This window comes from Chryseobacterium sp. FR054, assembly GCF_056844565.1.
On the sequence record NZ_JBXDSA010000006.1, the window covers coordinates 286380 to 301961 of the forward strand.

General features: G+C 32.9%; 16 protein-coding genes and 3 pseudogenes. 1 reads left to right on the forward strand and 18 read right to left on the reverse strand.

Annotated elements, in window-relative coordinates; genetic code table 11:
• The first annotated feature begins 42 nt into the window (after positions 1-42).
• Entirely contained in the window at positions 43-513 is a 471-nt protein-coding gene (locus tag AC106S_RS22065) for a DUF6702 family protein (protein ID WP_482441992.1), read from the forward strand.
• Between the two features lie 315 nt (positions 514-828).
• On the opposite strand, the gene AC106S_RS22070 is transcribed toward AC106S_RS22065, so the two are convergent.
• From AC106S_RS22070 to AC106S_RS22155, 18 genes and pseudogenes are all read right to left on the reverse strand, one after another.
• A complete protein-coding gene (locus AC106S_RS22070) occupies positions 829-1047 on the reverse strand; it encodes a DUF7710 domain-containing protein (protein WP_482442009.1) in 219 nt (72 codons plus the stop codon).
• A gap of 353 nt (positions 1048-1400) precedes the next feature.
• On the reverse strand, positions 1401-2012 hold the full coding sequence (locus AC106S_RS22075) for a hypothetical protein (RefSeq protein WP_482441993.1): 612 nt from the start codon (positions 2010-2012) through the stop codon (positions 1401-1403).
• An 86-nt stretch (positions 2013-2098) separates the two neighbouring features.
• Positions 2099-2221, reverse strand: a pseudogene (locus AC106S_RS22080) (RHS repeat-associated core domain-containing protein); the annotation flags it as partial.
• A 429-nt stretch (positions 2222-2650) separates the two neighbouring features.
• Positions 2651-2845 carry a hypothetical protein gene (locus AC106S_RS22085; protein ID WP_482441994.1) on the reverse strand — a complete coding sequence of 65 codons (195 nt, stop codon included), beginning with the start codon at positions 2843-2845 and terminating at the stop codon, positions 2651-2653.
• A gap of 123 nt (positions 2846-2968) precedes the next feature.
• Entirely contained in the window at positions 2969-4357 is a 1389-nt protein-coding gene (locus tag AC106S_RS22090; protein ID WP_482441995.1) for an RHS repeat domain-containing protein, read from the reverse strand.
• A gap of 293 nt (positions 4358-4650) precedes the next feature.
• The gene (locus AC106S_RS22095; protein WP_482441996.1) at positions 4651-5406 is read right to left on the reverse strand and encodes a hypothetical protein; all 756 of its coding nucleotides are present in this window, start codon (positions 5404-5406) and stop codon (positions 4651-4653) included.
• Positions 5403-6494 carry an RHS repeat-associated core domain-containing protein gene (locus AC106S_RS22100; protein ID WP_482441997.1) on the reverse strand — a complete coding sequence of 364 codons (1092 nt, stop codon included), beginning with the start codon at positions 6492-6494 and terminating at the stop codon, positions 5403-5405. The genes AC106S_RS22095 and AC106S_RS22100 overlap by 4 nt, the downstream gene beginning before the upstream one ends.
• A gap of 280 nt (positions 6495-6774) precedes the next feature.
• On the reverse strand, positions 6775-7140 hold the full coding sequence (locus AC106S_RS22105) for a hypothetical protein (RefSeq protein ID WP_482441998.1): 366 nt from the start codon (positions 7138-7140) through the stop codon (positions 6775-6777).
• 2 nt (positions 7141-7142) lie between these two features.
• Positions 7143-7790 carry a DUF4329 domain-containing protein gene (locus AC106S_RS22110; RefSeq protein ID WP_482442010.1) on the reverse strand — a complete coding sequence of 216 codons (648 nt, stop codon included), beginning with the start codon at positions 7788-7790 and terminating at the stop codon, positions 7143-7145.
• Positions 7785-8143, reverse strand: a pseudogene (locus tag AC106S_RS22115) (RHS repeat-associated core domain-containing protein); the annotation flags it as partial. The pseudogene AC106S_RS22115 and the gene AC106S_RS22110, both read right to left, overlap by 6 nt.
• A gap of 117 nt (positions 8144-8260) precedes the next feature.
• Complete coding sequence (locus AC106S_RS22120; RefSeq protein WP_482441999.1) at positions 8261-8491, reverse strand: hypothetical protein; 231 nt, start codon at positions 8489-8491, stop codon at positions 8261-8263.
• Between the two features lie 123 nt (positions 8492-8614).
• Positions 8615-10186, reverse strand: coding sequence for an RHS repeat domain-containing protein (locus AC106S_RS22125; RefSeq protein ID WP_482442001.1), 1572 nt, complete (start codon positions 10184-10186; stop codon positions 8615-8617).
• A 993-nt stretch (positions 10187-11179) separates the two neighbouring features.
• Complete coding sequence (locus tag AC106S_RS22130; protein WP_482442003.1) at positions 11180-11608, reverse strand: hypothetical protein; 429 nt, start codon at positions 11606-11608, stop codon at positions 11180-11182.
• A 3-nt stretch (positions 11609-11611) separates the two neighbouring features.
• Positions 11612-11794, reverse strand: a complete 183-nt coding sequence (locus AC106S_RS22135) for a hypothetical protein (RefSeq protein WP_482442004.1) — start codon at positions 11792-11794, stop codon at positions 11612-11614.
• Positions 11795-11965: 171 nt separating this feature from the next.
• Positions 11966-12340, reverse strand: coding sequence for a hypothetical protein (locus tag AC106S_RS22140; protein WP_482442005.1), 375 nt, complete (start codon positions 12338-12340; stop codon positions 11966-11968).
• Between the two features lie 81 nt (positions 12341-12421).
• Positions 12422-14173 carry an RHS repeat domain-containing protein gene (locus AC106S_RS22145; RefSeq protein WP_482442006.1) on the reverse strand — a complete coding sequence of 584 codons (1752 nt, stop codon included), beginning with the start codon at positions 14171-14173 and terminating at the stop codon, positions 12422-12424.
• A gap of 89 nt (positions 14174-14262) precedes the next feature.
• Positions 14263-14613 (reverse strand): hypothetical protein, encoded by a 351-nt coding sequence (locus AC106S_RS22150; protein ID WP_153395299.1) that lies wholly within the window; start codon positions 14611-14613, stop codon positions 14263-14265.
• A gap of 646 nt (positions 14614-15259) precedes the next feature.
• Positions 15260-15442 (reverse strand): annotated as a pseudogene (locus AC106S_RS22155) (RHS repeat-associated core domain-containing protein); the annotation flags it as partial.
• Positions 15443-15582 lie beyond the last annotated feature (140 nt).

Consider the following 15582-nt stretch of genomic DNA (forward strand, 5'->3'; position numbering starts at 1 on the left):
CTTATATAACAAGCAAGTATGATTGTAAATCTATTAATTAAGATGAAAAAACTTTTATATATATCAGGAATTTTAACATTTTTTGTGTTAATGAGTTTTATGTATGTAGACTTTTTCTCTTCAATGACTAAAGTGGATTATGTAGACGGAAGCAAAACATTGAAGTTTACCACAAAAATGAATACCAACCATATCTCTGATGCTATTAAAATAAATCCCAATACTGCAGGATTTGAAGCAGAAGTAAAAAAATATGTGAACAATAACTTTGATGTGTACGTTAACGGATCTCCGAAAACGATTACATTCACGGGAAGTCAGGTCAACGGAGAAACTGTATGGGTATACTTTGAAACCGGAGGTGTTTCAGATATCAGTACCTTAAAGATTAAAAACACGATCCTTTTAAGCTCTTTCCCTAAGCAGAACAACGTTGTAAGTGTTTCTTACAAGGGAAGCCAGAAAGTAATGAATTTTCAGCGGGGCAAAGAAGTGAATGAAGTATCATTCTAAACAGACAGAATAATTTAAAATATAACCACTGCTGAGGCGGTGGTTTTTTTGTGGGGTTGGGATAGAATTCATATAAAAAAACAGAACGCTTTTTATAATATAAAACCCTCGCAGGTTGCGAGGGTTTATTTTTGTGTATTATACGAAAGGTAAGGTTTACTTACAAATGTAAAAAGTAGGGCCGACATTTCCAATTGTAGACGTACAGATTATATTTCGACAGTCAAGTGATAAGGATACTTATTGATCATATTATAGAAGATTCAATCTATATTGTTTTCATGGCACAAGCGTGACGCTTGCGCCAGCTGAGAGTTAAATTAATTTACCATCTTCAAAATGAAAGTGCTCCATTGATGCACATGTAAATCTTTGAATAAATTTAGACTCTTTTTGGTATTCATTTCGGATTGTAAAAAAATTTTCTTTTATAGCCCAATTATAAACTCCCATGTCAACAGGATATTTATTTAATATCCCATTTAATGAATGTTTCTCTATCCATTCTTTTGCATTCAGTAAAGTTGTAAAAATCCCTGATGGGAAGTTTCCATTGTACTTATACTGATAATTCGGATTTCCCTCCAGATTATTATACTCCTCATGCTTCAGGCCAAACGGATAATAATTACTTTCCTCAATTACTCTGTTCCTGTGCCGTTTTTAGCATAGCTTAGTCTATATTTCTCAGATGGTCTGTATAATTGTAAATATAGCGGTTTTCTAAGGAAAGATATAAAAAACCATTGCCGTTTGATGTGCAATGGTTTTTGTTGTCAGCTCAAAGTCAGGATATTTTGTGCAGCTTTGGCTATTTATTAAACTATTTGATGACTAATGTATCATCTATCATAATTTCATTAATACCGATTTCTTTTTTCTTTTCACTAACTGAATGTTCTGAAAATGAGCCCAATACATTTAACATGGTTTTTATATTTAGAAATATCCAAGGAATAATTATAACTATTGTTACTATTATTGCATTCAAAAGTCACAGGATAAAGTAAAGGCTTCATATCAGCAATTATACCAATATTTATTTTTGCGGAATATATTTTATCTGTACTTTTTGGAAAATAAAAATTATATAAAATAGTATGATCTTCACTATTATACTTTTTTATATAAAACTTACTGTTAGATATATTTATTTTATTTTTTTGGTAAAAAATGATTTGATTTTTCATTTCTTCCTTTTTATCAAATTCTTTATAAAATTCTACATCTAAATATTTTTCATTATTTTTCAGATCATAAACTCTCCACCAACCTATTTTATATTTTTTTTGATAGTTATACTTTCCTTTTATTAAAAATAGGTTATTAACTCCCTCATACTGAATAACAGAGTCATTAATTTGTTTTTGTTTTCTTTGATAATTATTCAAATTAAAAATTTCATCAATATCTTTCTTTATGGGCAAAATGTCTGCCTGTTTATTCTTATTACATCCAGTTATTATAATTAAAAAAAATCCGATTATTTTATCTCTCATCTTCTTTTATTTATTTGATACTGACTAGGCACTCTCTTGTTAAAGTTTCTGATATCTCTATTATAGGAACTATCTTGAATTGATTTATATGCTCTATCAAAATCACCTAAGTTATCCACCACACCCCATCTTCCCAAATCCGGCATGTAAAATCTCGCTCCATAATCATACATCCATGTCTCTTGCAACTCCTTCCCGTTGTACTTATATTAATAAGAGCCCTCGCAAATTACGAGGGCTTAATATGTTATTTCTTAAACTGAATATTATTACACTTATTTTTTTCATACCATTCAATCCAGCCTTTTCGGTCTCTATCGTAAGTCGGGATTGGATAGCGATTAAAATAATTGGCCGTGTCTTCAAAAGAGACATGTGAATATTTTGAAATAAAACCTAAGGATTTTTTAAATTCCTTATTTTGATTTTTATTGACTAGGCTATCAATTGTTTTAACTTTATTAAAAAATTCTTCCTTGAATTTTAAATTTTCGATGCAACCATTTGATTGGTAAGATGAAATTTTATTCGTTGTTGTACAATCTATTAAAATTAATAATAAGCACAAAAATATGCATACTCTCATTATCTTGGTATTTTAGTTTTCTTTACTTCAATTAATGGTTTATCATCTCTCACTACCTGAGAAGTTTTTGATTTATCTTTTCTTGAAATACATTTATATTAGTATTATCTATCTCTCCTCTCGTGTTGCCATTAACTTTATCCTCAACTTTTAAACCCTTCTTATGTGCTTTTAAATATTGTGGATATGTTTTAGTTCCATCTTTATTTGTTATAGTTTCTCCCATTTTCCCTTGAGGAATTCCCATTTTTGCCTTTTCTAGCTGTTCTGAATGTTCATGGGCTAATGCTCCAGCACTAGTTGTTCCTCCTGTACCAGCTTTATCAAATTCTAAAACATCAGCGATATCAATATCGCCTGTTTGAAATCTTCATACGGATGTATTAATATCTTTTTCGAGAATATTATTTTTTACCACTTCTTTTGACCCAACAACATCATTATAGCTATCGTAAAAAGCCTGTTGCTCTCTTGTCAGCGAAGCATCTTTATTAATCATATTAAGACTTACCTTATATGTTTCTGTACCCTCTATTTTAGTATAAGTTGCAGAATATTTTCCGCCAAGTGAAGCATTGACTAAATCTTCGTAGGATTTCCGTGCAGTATCTGTTGCAAAAGAAAGAATTAACTCATTTCCGTCCGGATCCATAAATCCAATGGGATTATTTCCTGCATAGGCATAAGGCGACATAAAACTATACTTTTCTGCTTTATTGTCAATCACGCCCCAAAGTCCAATATCCGGCATATACATCCTTGCTCCGTAATCATACATCCCCGTCTCCTGAAGCTTCTTTCCATTGTACTTATACTGATAATTCGGATTTCCCTCCAGATTATTATATCCCTCATGCTTCAGGCCAAACGGATAATAATTACTTTCCTCAATTACTTCTGTTCCTGTGCCGTTTTTAGCATAGCTTAATCTTACATTTCCCAGATGATCTGTATAATTGTAAATATACTTATTTTTTACATAATCAAAATAACCTTCTGAAGTAGGAACAAACTGAAGCTCCGGAACCGGAGGCGGGCATCCCGTACATGGATTCTCACTTGAAATATATTGAAACCCGTCCAGATAATCTGTTTTATATAGTCCTATTGATTTGGTCTTTTTAACTTTTACCCCATCTGCTCTATATATATAATTATAGGTTTGTGTATATCTCCCGTTTACAATTTCTATATCTGATGGCAGATTTAAGACATTATAAACAATATTTTCAATATTTTTATCCGGGTGAAGATTCATATTCCCGTTAGCATCATATCCGAATGTTCCTTGCCTTGCATTATACCCTGATGAGTTATTAGTGACACCCGTTGGAAGCGTTATTTTATCCAGAATATTGCTCATTCCTCCATTACGGTAATTATAAACCAGATCATCGATTTTCTCAGGCGTTGTTCCTGCCTGCGGTTTGGTGAATCTTTTCAGGGTCTTAATATTCCCGTTCAGGTCATACGTCATCTCTTCATTAAAAGAATCATTCATCGGTACCCCTGCAAGAGGTTCGGAATAACTTCCTTTCAAAAGCCTGTTCAGGCCATCATATTGGTAGCTGTATCTTCTGAAAACTTCATCTGAGGATGTTTTCCAGTCTACTTCAGCGATATTACCGTTGAATCTTACCGGAACAGTAGTGATTATAAAGCCAAAAAGTGTATTCGTAAAAATTAATTCTATAAAAACAAAAGAGGCTGTCCTAAAAGTAAGACATATCTTTTGAGAATTTAATATTTGAATATACATCCTGTATAGGGGTACGAACAAAATTAGAGACTGCCCAAACTTTTAGGACAGCCTCTCTTCTTTTTTTATCCGCTCAAAGTCACAGACTTTGCGCAGCGGGAAGTTTACCTACCGACATGAGTGAGACACTCGCGCCAGCCATGTTAAATTAAATTAACTTGCCATCTTCAAAATGAAAGAATCTATCATTTAGATTGGTCACAAAATTGTAGATTATACCACCGCAATTACATTGAGTTAGTTTTATCTATCGGTGCGAGCGAGACGCTCGCACTAGCGGTGGGATCTTATATCTATTCATATTTATTAATTACTTCTTGAATTAATATTTTCTTTTTTCCTTCAATAATGTACACTTTAGATAAATTCCCTTTTTCATCAACTTCATTTTGAAAATAAGTAGTTTGTTTAGGCATTTTTTCTCCACTTTGTATCATTTTCCCTTCAGATTCTATATAAATAGGAAACCCATTTTTATCAAGCTTTGTTTTTGTGATAGTTTTATATCTTAAGGCCGTATAAGTTTCCGATTCATTTATCTGATATCCATTTTTTTTGTAGTAAATATTTCTTTTTTGTAAAACAAGATCTTCTGAAACTGTAAAATTTTCTACTAATTCTTTCTTCTCATTATAAAAAAAATACTCTTTTTTATCTATCTTATTATTCACATTATAAAACGACGCAACCTTACGTGAATCAAAATAATTATATGCCACGAATTGTATAGAGTAAGCATTAGGGCTACTGTAAATATCAGATATTTTGATTTCCGCTTTAGTAATTCTATTTTTAGAATCTAAAAAATAATTAATTCCTTTAAGAGCAAGTCCTCCAGGTAATTCTTTGTTTATTGCTAATTTTACTAATGCTGAATCTTTATTATACTCAAATTTTTCACTTAATTCCAACTTCCCATTTATCTTACGATAAACTTCTTTTGAAATACCACCAGACTCTATAAATTTCGATATATCAAAATCGACAGCATAGTCTTGACAATAAAGTAAGTTGCTGATTAAAATAAATATTGCTATTATTTTTCTCATTTTCTTGGGATTACTTGATAAACACCTTTACTATACACTTGAAAAACACCAGGTAATAAGCTCCCTTTTGCTGTGTTTCTATCTGCATCAGAAGGATCTGGATAGCCTTTATCTCCTGGATGTGAATGACTAAAAATATTCTTAGATGTATCCACACCAGGTAAACCAGAAAGATAATGAAAGTACCCTGATTTTAAAGATACTGAAGGAATAAATCCTCCCATGTTAAATTGTCCAGGTGTTTCTTTCATTTCCGTAAAACTACTAAGATAACCATTTTGTCCATTTATACCTACAGCCGCTTTATCTTGACCATTTTGAGTATACTGAAATAAATCAAACTCGTTTTGGGCTGCAGAATATTTATCTAAAAATTCAAAAAAACTCTTACCATTTAATTGGTTTTCGAAATTAATCACTTTATATGGAACATCTTTTGTTTTTGTTTCTCTTGGCTTGGGGTTATATTCTATAGAAACAGTTGCATTGTATGCTTCATCTATTTGATTGTTCCTTTCCATTGTAAAACTTACTTCTTGCCCGCTGTTATCTTTTATTCTGTTACCTTTATTATTTACAGCATAAACAATATCAACATCATTATTATCCTCAACTTTATTTAGCTGCCCTGTATCAGTATTAAAATTCCAAATATCCTCATTTCTTCCATCCGGATCGATAAATCTGATTGGATTGTTATAGGCATATCGGTATGGAGTCCATCTTCTATCCTTCTCTGCTAGCGGATCCACCACGCCCCATCTCCCAATATCCGGCATATAAAACCTCGCTCCGTAATCATACATCCCCGTCTCCTGAAGCTCCTTGCCATTATACTTGTAATTAAAATAACTGCCCAATTGTCCTCTGGAGATCCCTTCAATATGGTTCAATCCAAAAGGATAATAATTGTTGACATCCGTTATTTCAATTGCGCCTTCGCTGTTTCTGGCATAGCTCACCCTGGCATTGCCCAGGTGGTCTCTGTACTGGTAAATATAGCGGTTTTCCTCGAAACTGTAAAAACCTTCTGAGGTCGGTACAAAATCCAGTTTCCATTCCGGGGTTCCGGTTCCGGGAAACACCATTGTTTTATAGGCCTGTTCTTCATAAGCAGACTCTGTACGGCAGGTCAGGCATGTCCCTCCTTCATAATAAGAATACTGGAAGCCGTCCAGATAATCAGTCTTTCTGATCTCTTTGAACGAACCGTTTCCTCCGTTTCTGTTATAAATCTTTCGTAGCTTGGTTCCGTCTGCACGGTACAGGTATTTGATTCCAAAACCGGTAGTGCCTGCAAGGCCGGCCTGGGGAATATCAATATATTACAATTTTTGTCATGTAATTAGCGGGATTATTTAAAATATTTCAATCTTCAGATTTGTAAAAATTCAAGATTTCACCCGTATTTTTATTGATATTAATATATATCTTACAGTATCTGCAATTATAACTTTTTACAATAATGTGCCAAACTTTATTATTTGCAATTAAGCTAATCTGATAAGGTTTACTTTTCTCAGGTTCAAGAAAATATCTTTTATGAATGAGAATATCTACATATTTTATAGCAGTATCTTCATCAGGAATAACATCTATATCATAACGATAGGTGATTGTACAAGGTAATTGGTCTATTCCTCTATTTTTATCCTTACACTTTTTATCCTTATTCTCTTGAGCTAGAGTTAGTAGAGGGATAAAATATAAAATCACTAAAATTTTCTTTATCATAGTTAATATCTTTTTGGTTGTTGGGGGTCAAATCCAATTGGCATTTTATTGGGCATATTAGTTGGTGGTATATTATTAAGTCTTAATGATTTTGAAGCTGGATCAGATGGTAAATCTTTCGCTATTGGAAGATCATAATTTTTAATAAAACGACCTCCAGCATCTTTCTTATTGGATTCAGAATTATCACTAACATCTGGCACATATTCTCTCAACCCTCCATCTGATGTTGCAACATATCCCGTAACTGGTTTTCCATATCCATTATCTACTTTTTGACCATCTTCCATTATAGTATTATTATATGCTGAAATGTCTCGACCAGAAAATTTGTTATTACCACTATAATCCTTTCCATCAATTGATATTACATCCATATCTCCTGCATGTGAATGTCCGTTAGCTACGATTTCACCTAACTTCGAGATTGCGGCTACTTGCTCTGAAGAATTATCTCCAGACATACCCTCTGAACCAACTTTTGGAATAGTATAGGTATAATAAGTTTCACCATTTTTATCCGTTGCCTTATAAAAGAATGTACGAAGTTCTACATTATAATTAATTGAAAACCCATTATATTGTTTTCCAAAATCAATCGCTGCTGATCTTAGGGTCTTGAATTTATCCCCAGGATCCATAACCTGCATTCCATCAGGGTCGATGAAACGTATTGGATTATTCACTGCATATGCATATGGCGACCATCTCCTATATTTTTCAGCCAGCGGATCCATGACTCCCCATCTACTCAGATCTGGCATATATTGTCTAAAACCATAATCATACATTCCGGTCTCTTGCAGCTCCTTTCCGTTGTACTTGTACTGATAATTTGGATTTTCCCCAGATTATTATACCCCTCATGCTTCAGGCCAAACGGATAATAATTACTTTCCTCAATTACTTCTGTTCCTGTGCCGTTTTTAGCATAGGTTAGTCTTATATTTCCCAGATGGTCTGTATAATTGTAAATATAATAGTTTTCATAAACCTGTATATAAAAACCACTACAGATGCAGTGGTTTTTGTGTTTATCAACTCAAAGTCAAAAAGACTTTGCGCTGTTTGGGTACTTATTTATTTTGCCCTGAAGTTGCAAACCTCAGAGTAGATAAAATCAAGATTTTTTTTGACTTGTTCTTTTAATGGAAATTAATTTAACAACTTCTATTAATAGCAGAATAACCATCATATATAAATATTTAATATATAAGTTATTTTGTTTTTCCACCATATTATAATCCATATTAATCCATTTCTTTAATTCGGCTTTAGCAAAATCCAAATCCTTTATATTATTAGCTTCTTTTATAAAATCTTCATGATTAATTTCAGTTAGCTTAGGCATGGTATTAACTCTAAATACAAGCAGGTCTATAATTAAGAAAAGTATAAACAAAAAAGAGATGTAATAAAGTATTTTAGTCATTTTCATTTACTTAAAAATTATGATTATAAAAACATTTAAATTTTATTCGCCTTCTCCATAAATTTTCCTGCCTAAAGGTGCAGAGCGATTGATATTTATTAATGGCCTCTGTCTAATAAAACTACCTATAGCATTAGATTCTTTCATTTTTGTATCTAATCTTCCAGGCCTAATAACATCTACAGAACTTATCCCACTTTTTTGTAATAAAGAACAAACATTCGTCGTACAGTTATTTGATTGCAGACTATAATTTTCAGGCTTATTTTTAAGTTCACTTGCTCTATTATTCACTGCTTCTACTAAATTTTCTTTTTGTTCATTAGTCGTTTTAAAGAAAAACACATTAGAGTTAGAATATTTATCACTAAATTCAGTAGTAGATTTAGTATTTAATACTAAAGGTGTTCCCCACCATTCATTCATTTCATAACTGTGAGTACCGTTTTCATCAGTAGGATAAAAACTAAATACTTTACCATCATACCCTAGCCCTGCATGTCCAACAGCTCCCTCTATTTCAGTATAAACTGATACAACTGAATAATTAGGATTTTTATCTTCTTGTAAATATTCTGTCTCACCATCTATTGTGGTTGTATGGGAATAAGAATCTTTAGTAACAACATTAAAATACCTGTCTTCATTATTGTTTAAATTCACTCCAAGTAATTTTCCATTCTTAAATATATAATCATTAATAGGCTCTCTTCCATCCGGATCAATGAAACGGATCGGATTATTAAAGGCATAATTATAAGGACTATGTCTTGTCATTTTCTCCGCCAACGGATCCACCACACCCCATCTTCCAATATCGGGCATATACATCCTTGCTCCATAGTCATACATCCCCGTCTCCTGAAGCTCCTTTCCATTGTACTTATACTGATAATTCGGATTTCCCCCCAGATTATTATACCCTTCATGCTTAAGGCCAAACGGATAATAATTACTTTCCTCAATTACTTCTGTTCCTGTGCCGTTTTTAGCATAGCTTAATCTTATATTTCCCAGATGATCTGTATAATTGTAAATATACTTATTTTTTACATAATCAAAATAACCTTCTGAAGTCGGAACAAACTGAAGCTCCGGAACCGGAGGCGGGCATCCCGTACATGGATTCTCACTTGAAATATATTGAAACCCGTCCAGATAATCCGTTTGAGTTACTCCCATAGATTGGGTCTTTTTGAGTTTTACTCCGTCTGATCTATATATATAATTATAGGTTTGCCTGAATCTTCCATTCTGAACTTCTATGGCAGATGGCAGATTTAAGACATTATAAACTATTTTTTTAATGCTTTTATCCGGATGAAGATTCATATTCCCGTTAGCATCATATCCGAATGTGCCTTCCAGGGCATTGTACCCCGATGAGTTATTAGTGACACCTGCTGGAAGCGTGATTTTATCCAGAATATTGCTCATTCCTCCGTTGCGGTAATTATAAGCCAGATCATCGATTTTCTCAGGTGTCGTTCCTGCCTGCGGTTTGGTGAATCTTTTCAGGGTCTTAATATTCCCGTTCAGGTCATACGTCATCTCTTCATTAAAAGAATCATTCATCGGTACCCCTGCAAGAGGTTCGGAATAACTTCCTTTCAAAAGCCTGTTCAGTCCATCATATTGGTAGCTGTATCTTCTGAAAACGTCATCTGAGGATGTTTTCCAGTCTACTTCAGCGATATTACCGTTGAATCTTACCGGAACAGTAGTGATTATAAAGCGAAAAAGTGTATTCGTAAAAATTAACTCTATAAAAACAAAGAGGCTGTTCTAAAAGTAAGACATATCTTTTGAGAATTTAATATTTGAATATACATCCTGTATAGGGGTACGAACAAAATTAGAGACCGCACAAACTTTTAGGACAGCCTCTCTTCTTTTTTATCCGCTCAAAGTCACAGACTTTGCGCAGCGGGGCAGCCTTATTTGCTATATCCCCCGACTTTCATTGTTTTATATAAGTCATCAATAACACTTAAATTTCCTAGCTTTCCTCCTCTTGATATTACAGCCTCTGCAACAGTTGCATCTTTAAGATGAGTCAGATTTCCTATTGCTTTTAATCCTCCTCTAGTAAGCTTAATTAATCCTTGCCCATCTCCGGCAGGTAAAAGTGGTATTATATCTACAGAAAGAATTACCTGAGTAGATATTTTCCCCCAATCTGGGCAGAATCAAGCCAATATTTCCAATTTTGAGCTGCATATGTTCCGTATTTAGTTCTAAAATAAAAATCTTTGTATTTACCAGCAATTTTATCATCAAAACTAAAATCTGGTATATTTTTAGAAAAAATGTCGCAAAAGCAAAATCTTTTTCTCCTACAAAAATTATATCGTCTAGCCCATCATTAACAATTACGCTTTTTCCATTTCTTTCATTTACAAAAGTAGTTCGAATTTGGTTATCTCCAGAAAAATCTTGAATTCTATTTTGTAATTTTTTATCATTTTCGAAAACTGAATTAAAATCAATTTTTACAGGAGATATTCCATCCGGATCAATAAATATTATTGGATTATTGTAGGCCTAATTATAAGTTGACCATCTTCGGGATGTTTCCGCCAGCGGGGTGTCATAAAACAAAACCACTCACTGAGTGGCTTTGCTATTTAAATATTCTTTAGAATAAGGTCCTGTTTGATTCTTTCTAGCACGTTGATCCATCCAATATATTGAATGTATAAAACTTAATAATATTAATAATATAATACTCCAAACCAGTACCCCACCCTTTCTGTTTTTACTTCTTGGAAGGTTTTCAAAATAATTAATATATTCTCTCCAAACAGTTTCTTTTAAAAGAAAATAATTAGAAACAAATAACATCAGTATTAAACAAGCTAAAAATACAGTTTTGTCCCCAAAACTTATATCAAAATAAAAAAAAACTGATGAAACTGCAAATAATACAAGCAGATCTATAGATAATGAAGCTTTAACATCACTCCAAAATTTAGGAACTGATACCTGTTCCCAAAATTTATATAATTTATAAAATACATAATAATATAACTTCATATTTTAAAAGTCTTTAGGAAACATTTTCCAATCAGGGTTTATTGCTTTATTTTCTTCATATAAACTTTGTTGTTGGCTCATAGCTCCATCCCAACCTCCAGGGTAAAATGAATCTATTCCAAAATATAAAATCGATGGTATTGTTCCTACACCTGTTAGGCCATAAACTGCCATTCCTTTATTCAAACCGGCTTTTGCTGGATGAACAGCGTTTGGAGAGCCTTTTCACATAAACTTAGAAGGCATCTTTTAAAAAATTTTCTAAATTCTAACCATTACATCTTTATGAGAAATAAGAAAAGAACTAATGTTTTTGACAATTAAGATGAGCAGAAAAGTCAAAAGATGAAAAGCCACTCAGTGAGTGGCTTCGGTACATTTAACATATTTTTTTATATCAGGTAATATGTTTGTCTTATTGTAAATTTGTAATTCTATTGAATAATTATTTTCTAATAAACTTCCATTCCCAAGCCACTTGTTTTTCCTAATATATTTATCAATTTTTATTTTTTTAGGAATAAAAGCAAGATTTGAATATATGTAAAATAAATTATTGCTCCCTATAATAATAGTATATAAATTGTCGTCTTTTATTATTTTAGAAACTCTTCCGTCAGATAATGAAAAAACTTTAGGATTTTTAGACTTAATGACAAGTGAATGAGTTGGGTTATAATAAGGTTTGGATAAAGTAGAATCTGCATTTGTATAACAAATACAGTCCTTCATAGGTTGTTGTTTACTTTGTGAGTAAAAAATTCCACATAATAAAAAGAGAAAAACCTTAAATAATCTTAATCGCATATCTAATTAATTTATTGATTGATTATACATTGTCTGTGCTTCTTTTTTAGCATCTATTTCGTGTTGTCTCTCATTATACGGTTTACTATTTTGATTCTCTATATATTTCCCTGTATCAGAATTTTTTATTTTTTCCGTAAAATTCATTGAATTTTGAATAGAATGAACAGCTTCTTCTCCTCCTGTTTTTATATCCCCCATAGTATTTCCTTTTTCTCCATCAGTCATCTCTCCTACAGCATTGGTTATACCTATTTGTTTTTCACTTAAAACAATATGTGTCTCATTCCAATCAGACGTTTTATCATATTCTCCCGTATTTTCGTTAAATATCCCTATTGTATTCATTGATTCTGAAGAAACACTTCCAGTATTCTTCATTTCATTATACATTTTTCCTGTCATTGTTTCTCCATTAGCTCCAGATCGGGCAAGATAGCCTGCTTCAGTTTTTGTATCATTACCACCTACATAATGAATATAGATAGTCCTTTCTGAGTCAACCATTTTTTGCCAAGTTTGCCTTCCAGCCTCTGATTTAGATAGAGCACCTTGTAATCTTTTTGCATCGGCACTTTCAGGATTTCCTATTTTTAAAGGTCCACGCCCATCAGGGTCAATAAACATAATCGGGTTGTTGAACGCATAATTATATGGAGAGTGTCTTCTCATTTTTTCTGCAAGTGGATCCACCACACCCCATCTTCCAATATCCGGCATATAGAATCTTGCTCCATAATCATACATCCCCGTCTCCTGAAGCTCCTTTCCATTGTACTTGTACTGATAATTCGGATTTCCATCCAGATTATTATACCCCTCATGCTTCAGGCCAAACGGATAATAATTACTTTCCTCAATTACTTCTGTTCCTGTTCCGTTTTTAGCATAGCTTAATCTTACATTTCCCAGATGATCTGTATAATTGTAAATATACTTATTTTTTACATAATCAAAATAACCTTCTGAAGTAGGAACAAACTGAAGCTCCGGAACCGGAGGCGGGCATCCCGTACATGGATTCTCACTTGAAATATATTGAAACCCGTCCAGATAATCCGTTTGAGTTACTCCCATAGATTGGGTCTTTTTGAGTTTTACTCCGTCTGATCTATATATATAATTATAGGTTTGCCTGAATCTTCCATTCTGAACTTCTATGGCAGATGGCAGATTTAAGACATTATAAACTATTTTTTTAATGCTTTTATCCGGATGAAGATTCATATTCCCGTTAGCATCATATCCGAACGTGCCTTCCAGGGCATTGTACCCTGATGAGTTATTAGTGACACCCGTTGGAAGCGTGATTTTATCCAGAATATTGCTCATTCCTCCGTTGCGGTAATTATAAACCAGATCATCGATTTTCTCAGGCGTTGTTCCTGCCTGCGGTTTGGTGAATCTTTTCAGGGTCTTAATATTCCCGTTCAGGTCATACGTCATCTCTTCATTAAAAGAATCATTCATCGGTACCCCTGCAAGAGGTTCGGAATAACTTCCTTTCAAAAGCCTGTTCAGGCCATCATATTGATAGCTGTATCTTCTGAAAACTTCATCTGAGGATGTTTTCCAGTCTACTTCCGAAATATTACCGTTAAATCTTCCCGGGGCAGCAGTGTTAGAAGGATTCTGATATTTAATTTCATATCCGAAAAGCTTTCCGCCCAGATTTCCCGGATCATTGATTTTGGTCATCCATCCCCTGATATTATACTGATAATTCACCGTCTGCGACGGAGGGGAGCTTACACCCACTGAAATTGCATTAAGTTAGTTTTATCTATCGGTACGAGCGAGACGCTCGCACCAGCGGGGGGATTTCTTTTATACTTTAAGTTAATTTTTTATTTCTTAAACTGTATATTATTACATTTATTTTTATCATACCAATCTAACCAACCAGGATAATCTTTTTCATAAGTTCCTAAAGGGTAAGTTCTTGCATAGTTTGCCATATCTTCAAATGAAACCCTAGAATATTTTCCTATAAATTTCAAAGCTTCATAAGTATTTTTTGATTCTCCTTTATGGAATTTGATATAATCCTTAACAATTTCGATTTTTTTAAAATATTCCTGTTTAAAATCTAAATTTTCCGTACATTCTCCATTAATAGAGATATTATTATTTCTTTTTATAGAACTAGTACAATTATATAATAACAAAAATGTTAAAATAAAAAATATATTCTTCATATTACTATAACTTTGTCTTTTTAATTCTTAATCCTCCGTCATCTGTTGGCCAAATAGCTTGATTTGTTTTAGTTTTATCTTTTTCTTGATATACATTAATGCTCATTGGTCCATCTGTTTCTACTCTTTCATTGCCATTTACTTTTCCTTCTTTTTTAAAAGCTTTTGCATGTGCTTTATCAAAATCTGGTAATTTTACAATATTACCACTATCATCTCTTTCGACTTTCCCAAGCTTTCCTTGTGAAATACCCATTTTAGCTTTTTCCAATTGTTCAGTATGTTCGTGTGTTAAGGCACCAGCACTACTAGTACCACCTTTACCTGCTTTATCAAATTCTAAGACATCAACTATATCTATTTTTCCTGTTTGCCAACTTCCAACTTCTGTCATTTTGTCATTTTCTACTATTGATTGACTAACAACTTCTTTTGCTCCAACCACTTCATTATAGCTTTCATAGAAAGCTTGTTGTTCTTTTGTTAGGGAAGTATCTTTATTAATCATATTAAGAGTTACCTTATATGTATCTGTACCTTCTATTTTTGTATAAATTGCTGAATATTTACCTCCTAGTGAGGCCCTCACTAAATCCTCATAGGATTTTCGTGCCGTATCAGTCGCAAATGAAAGAATTAATTCATTTCCGTCAGGATCCATAAACGCAATTGGATTATTTCCTGCATAGATATAAGATGACATTGAAAGATATTTTTCAGCCTTATTATCCACAACACCCCACCGTCCAATATCCGGCATATAGAATCTTGCTCCGTAATCATACATCCCCGTCTCCTGAAGCTCCTTGCCATTGTACTTATACTGGTATAAGAGCCTAATCTGGGGTATTATAAGAAATTTTACATACAGAAAAAACTAGGAAGAATTTTGCTGTAACCAACTCCCCACTTACTTTTTGTTGCATCTCCAATATCTATATAATCATACTTATCGATAAATGGAACAAC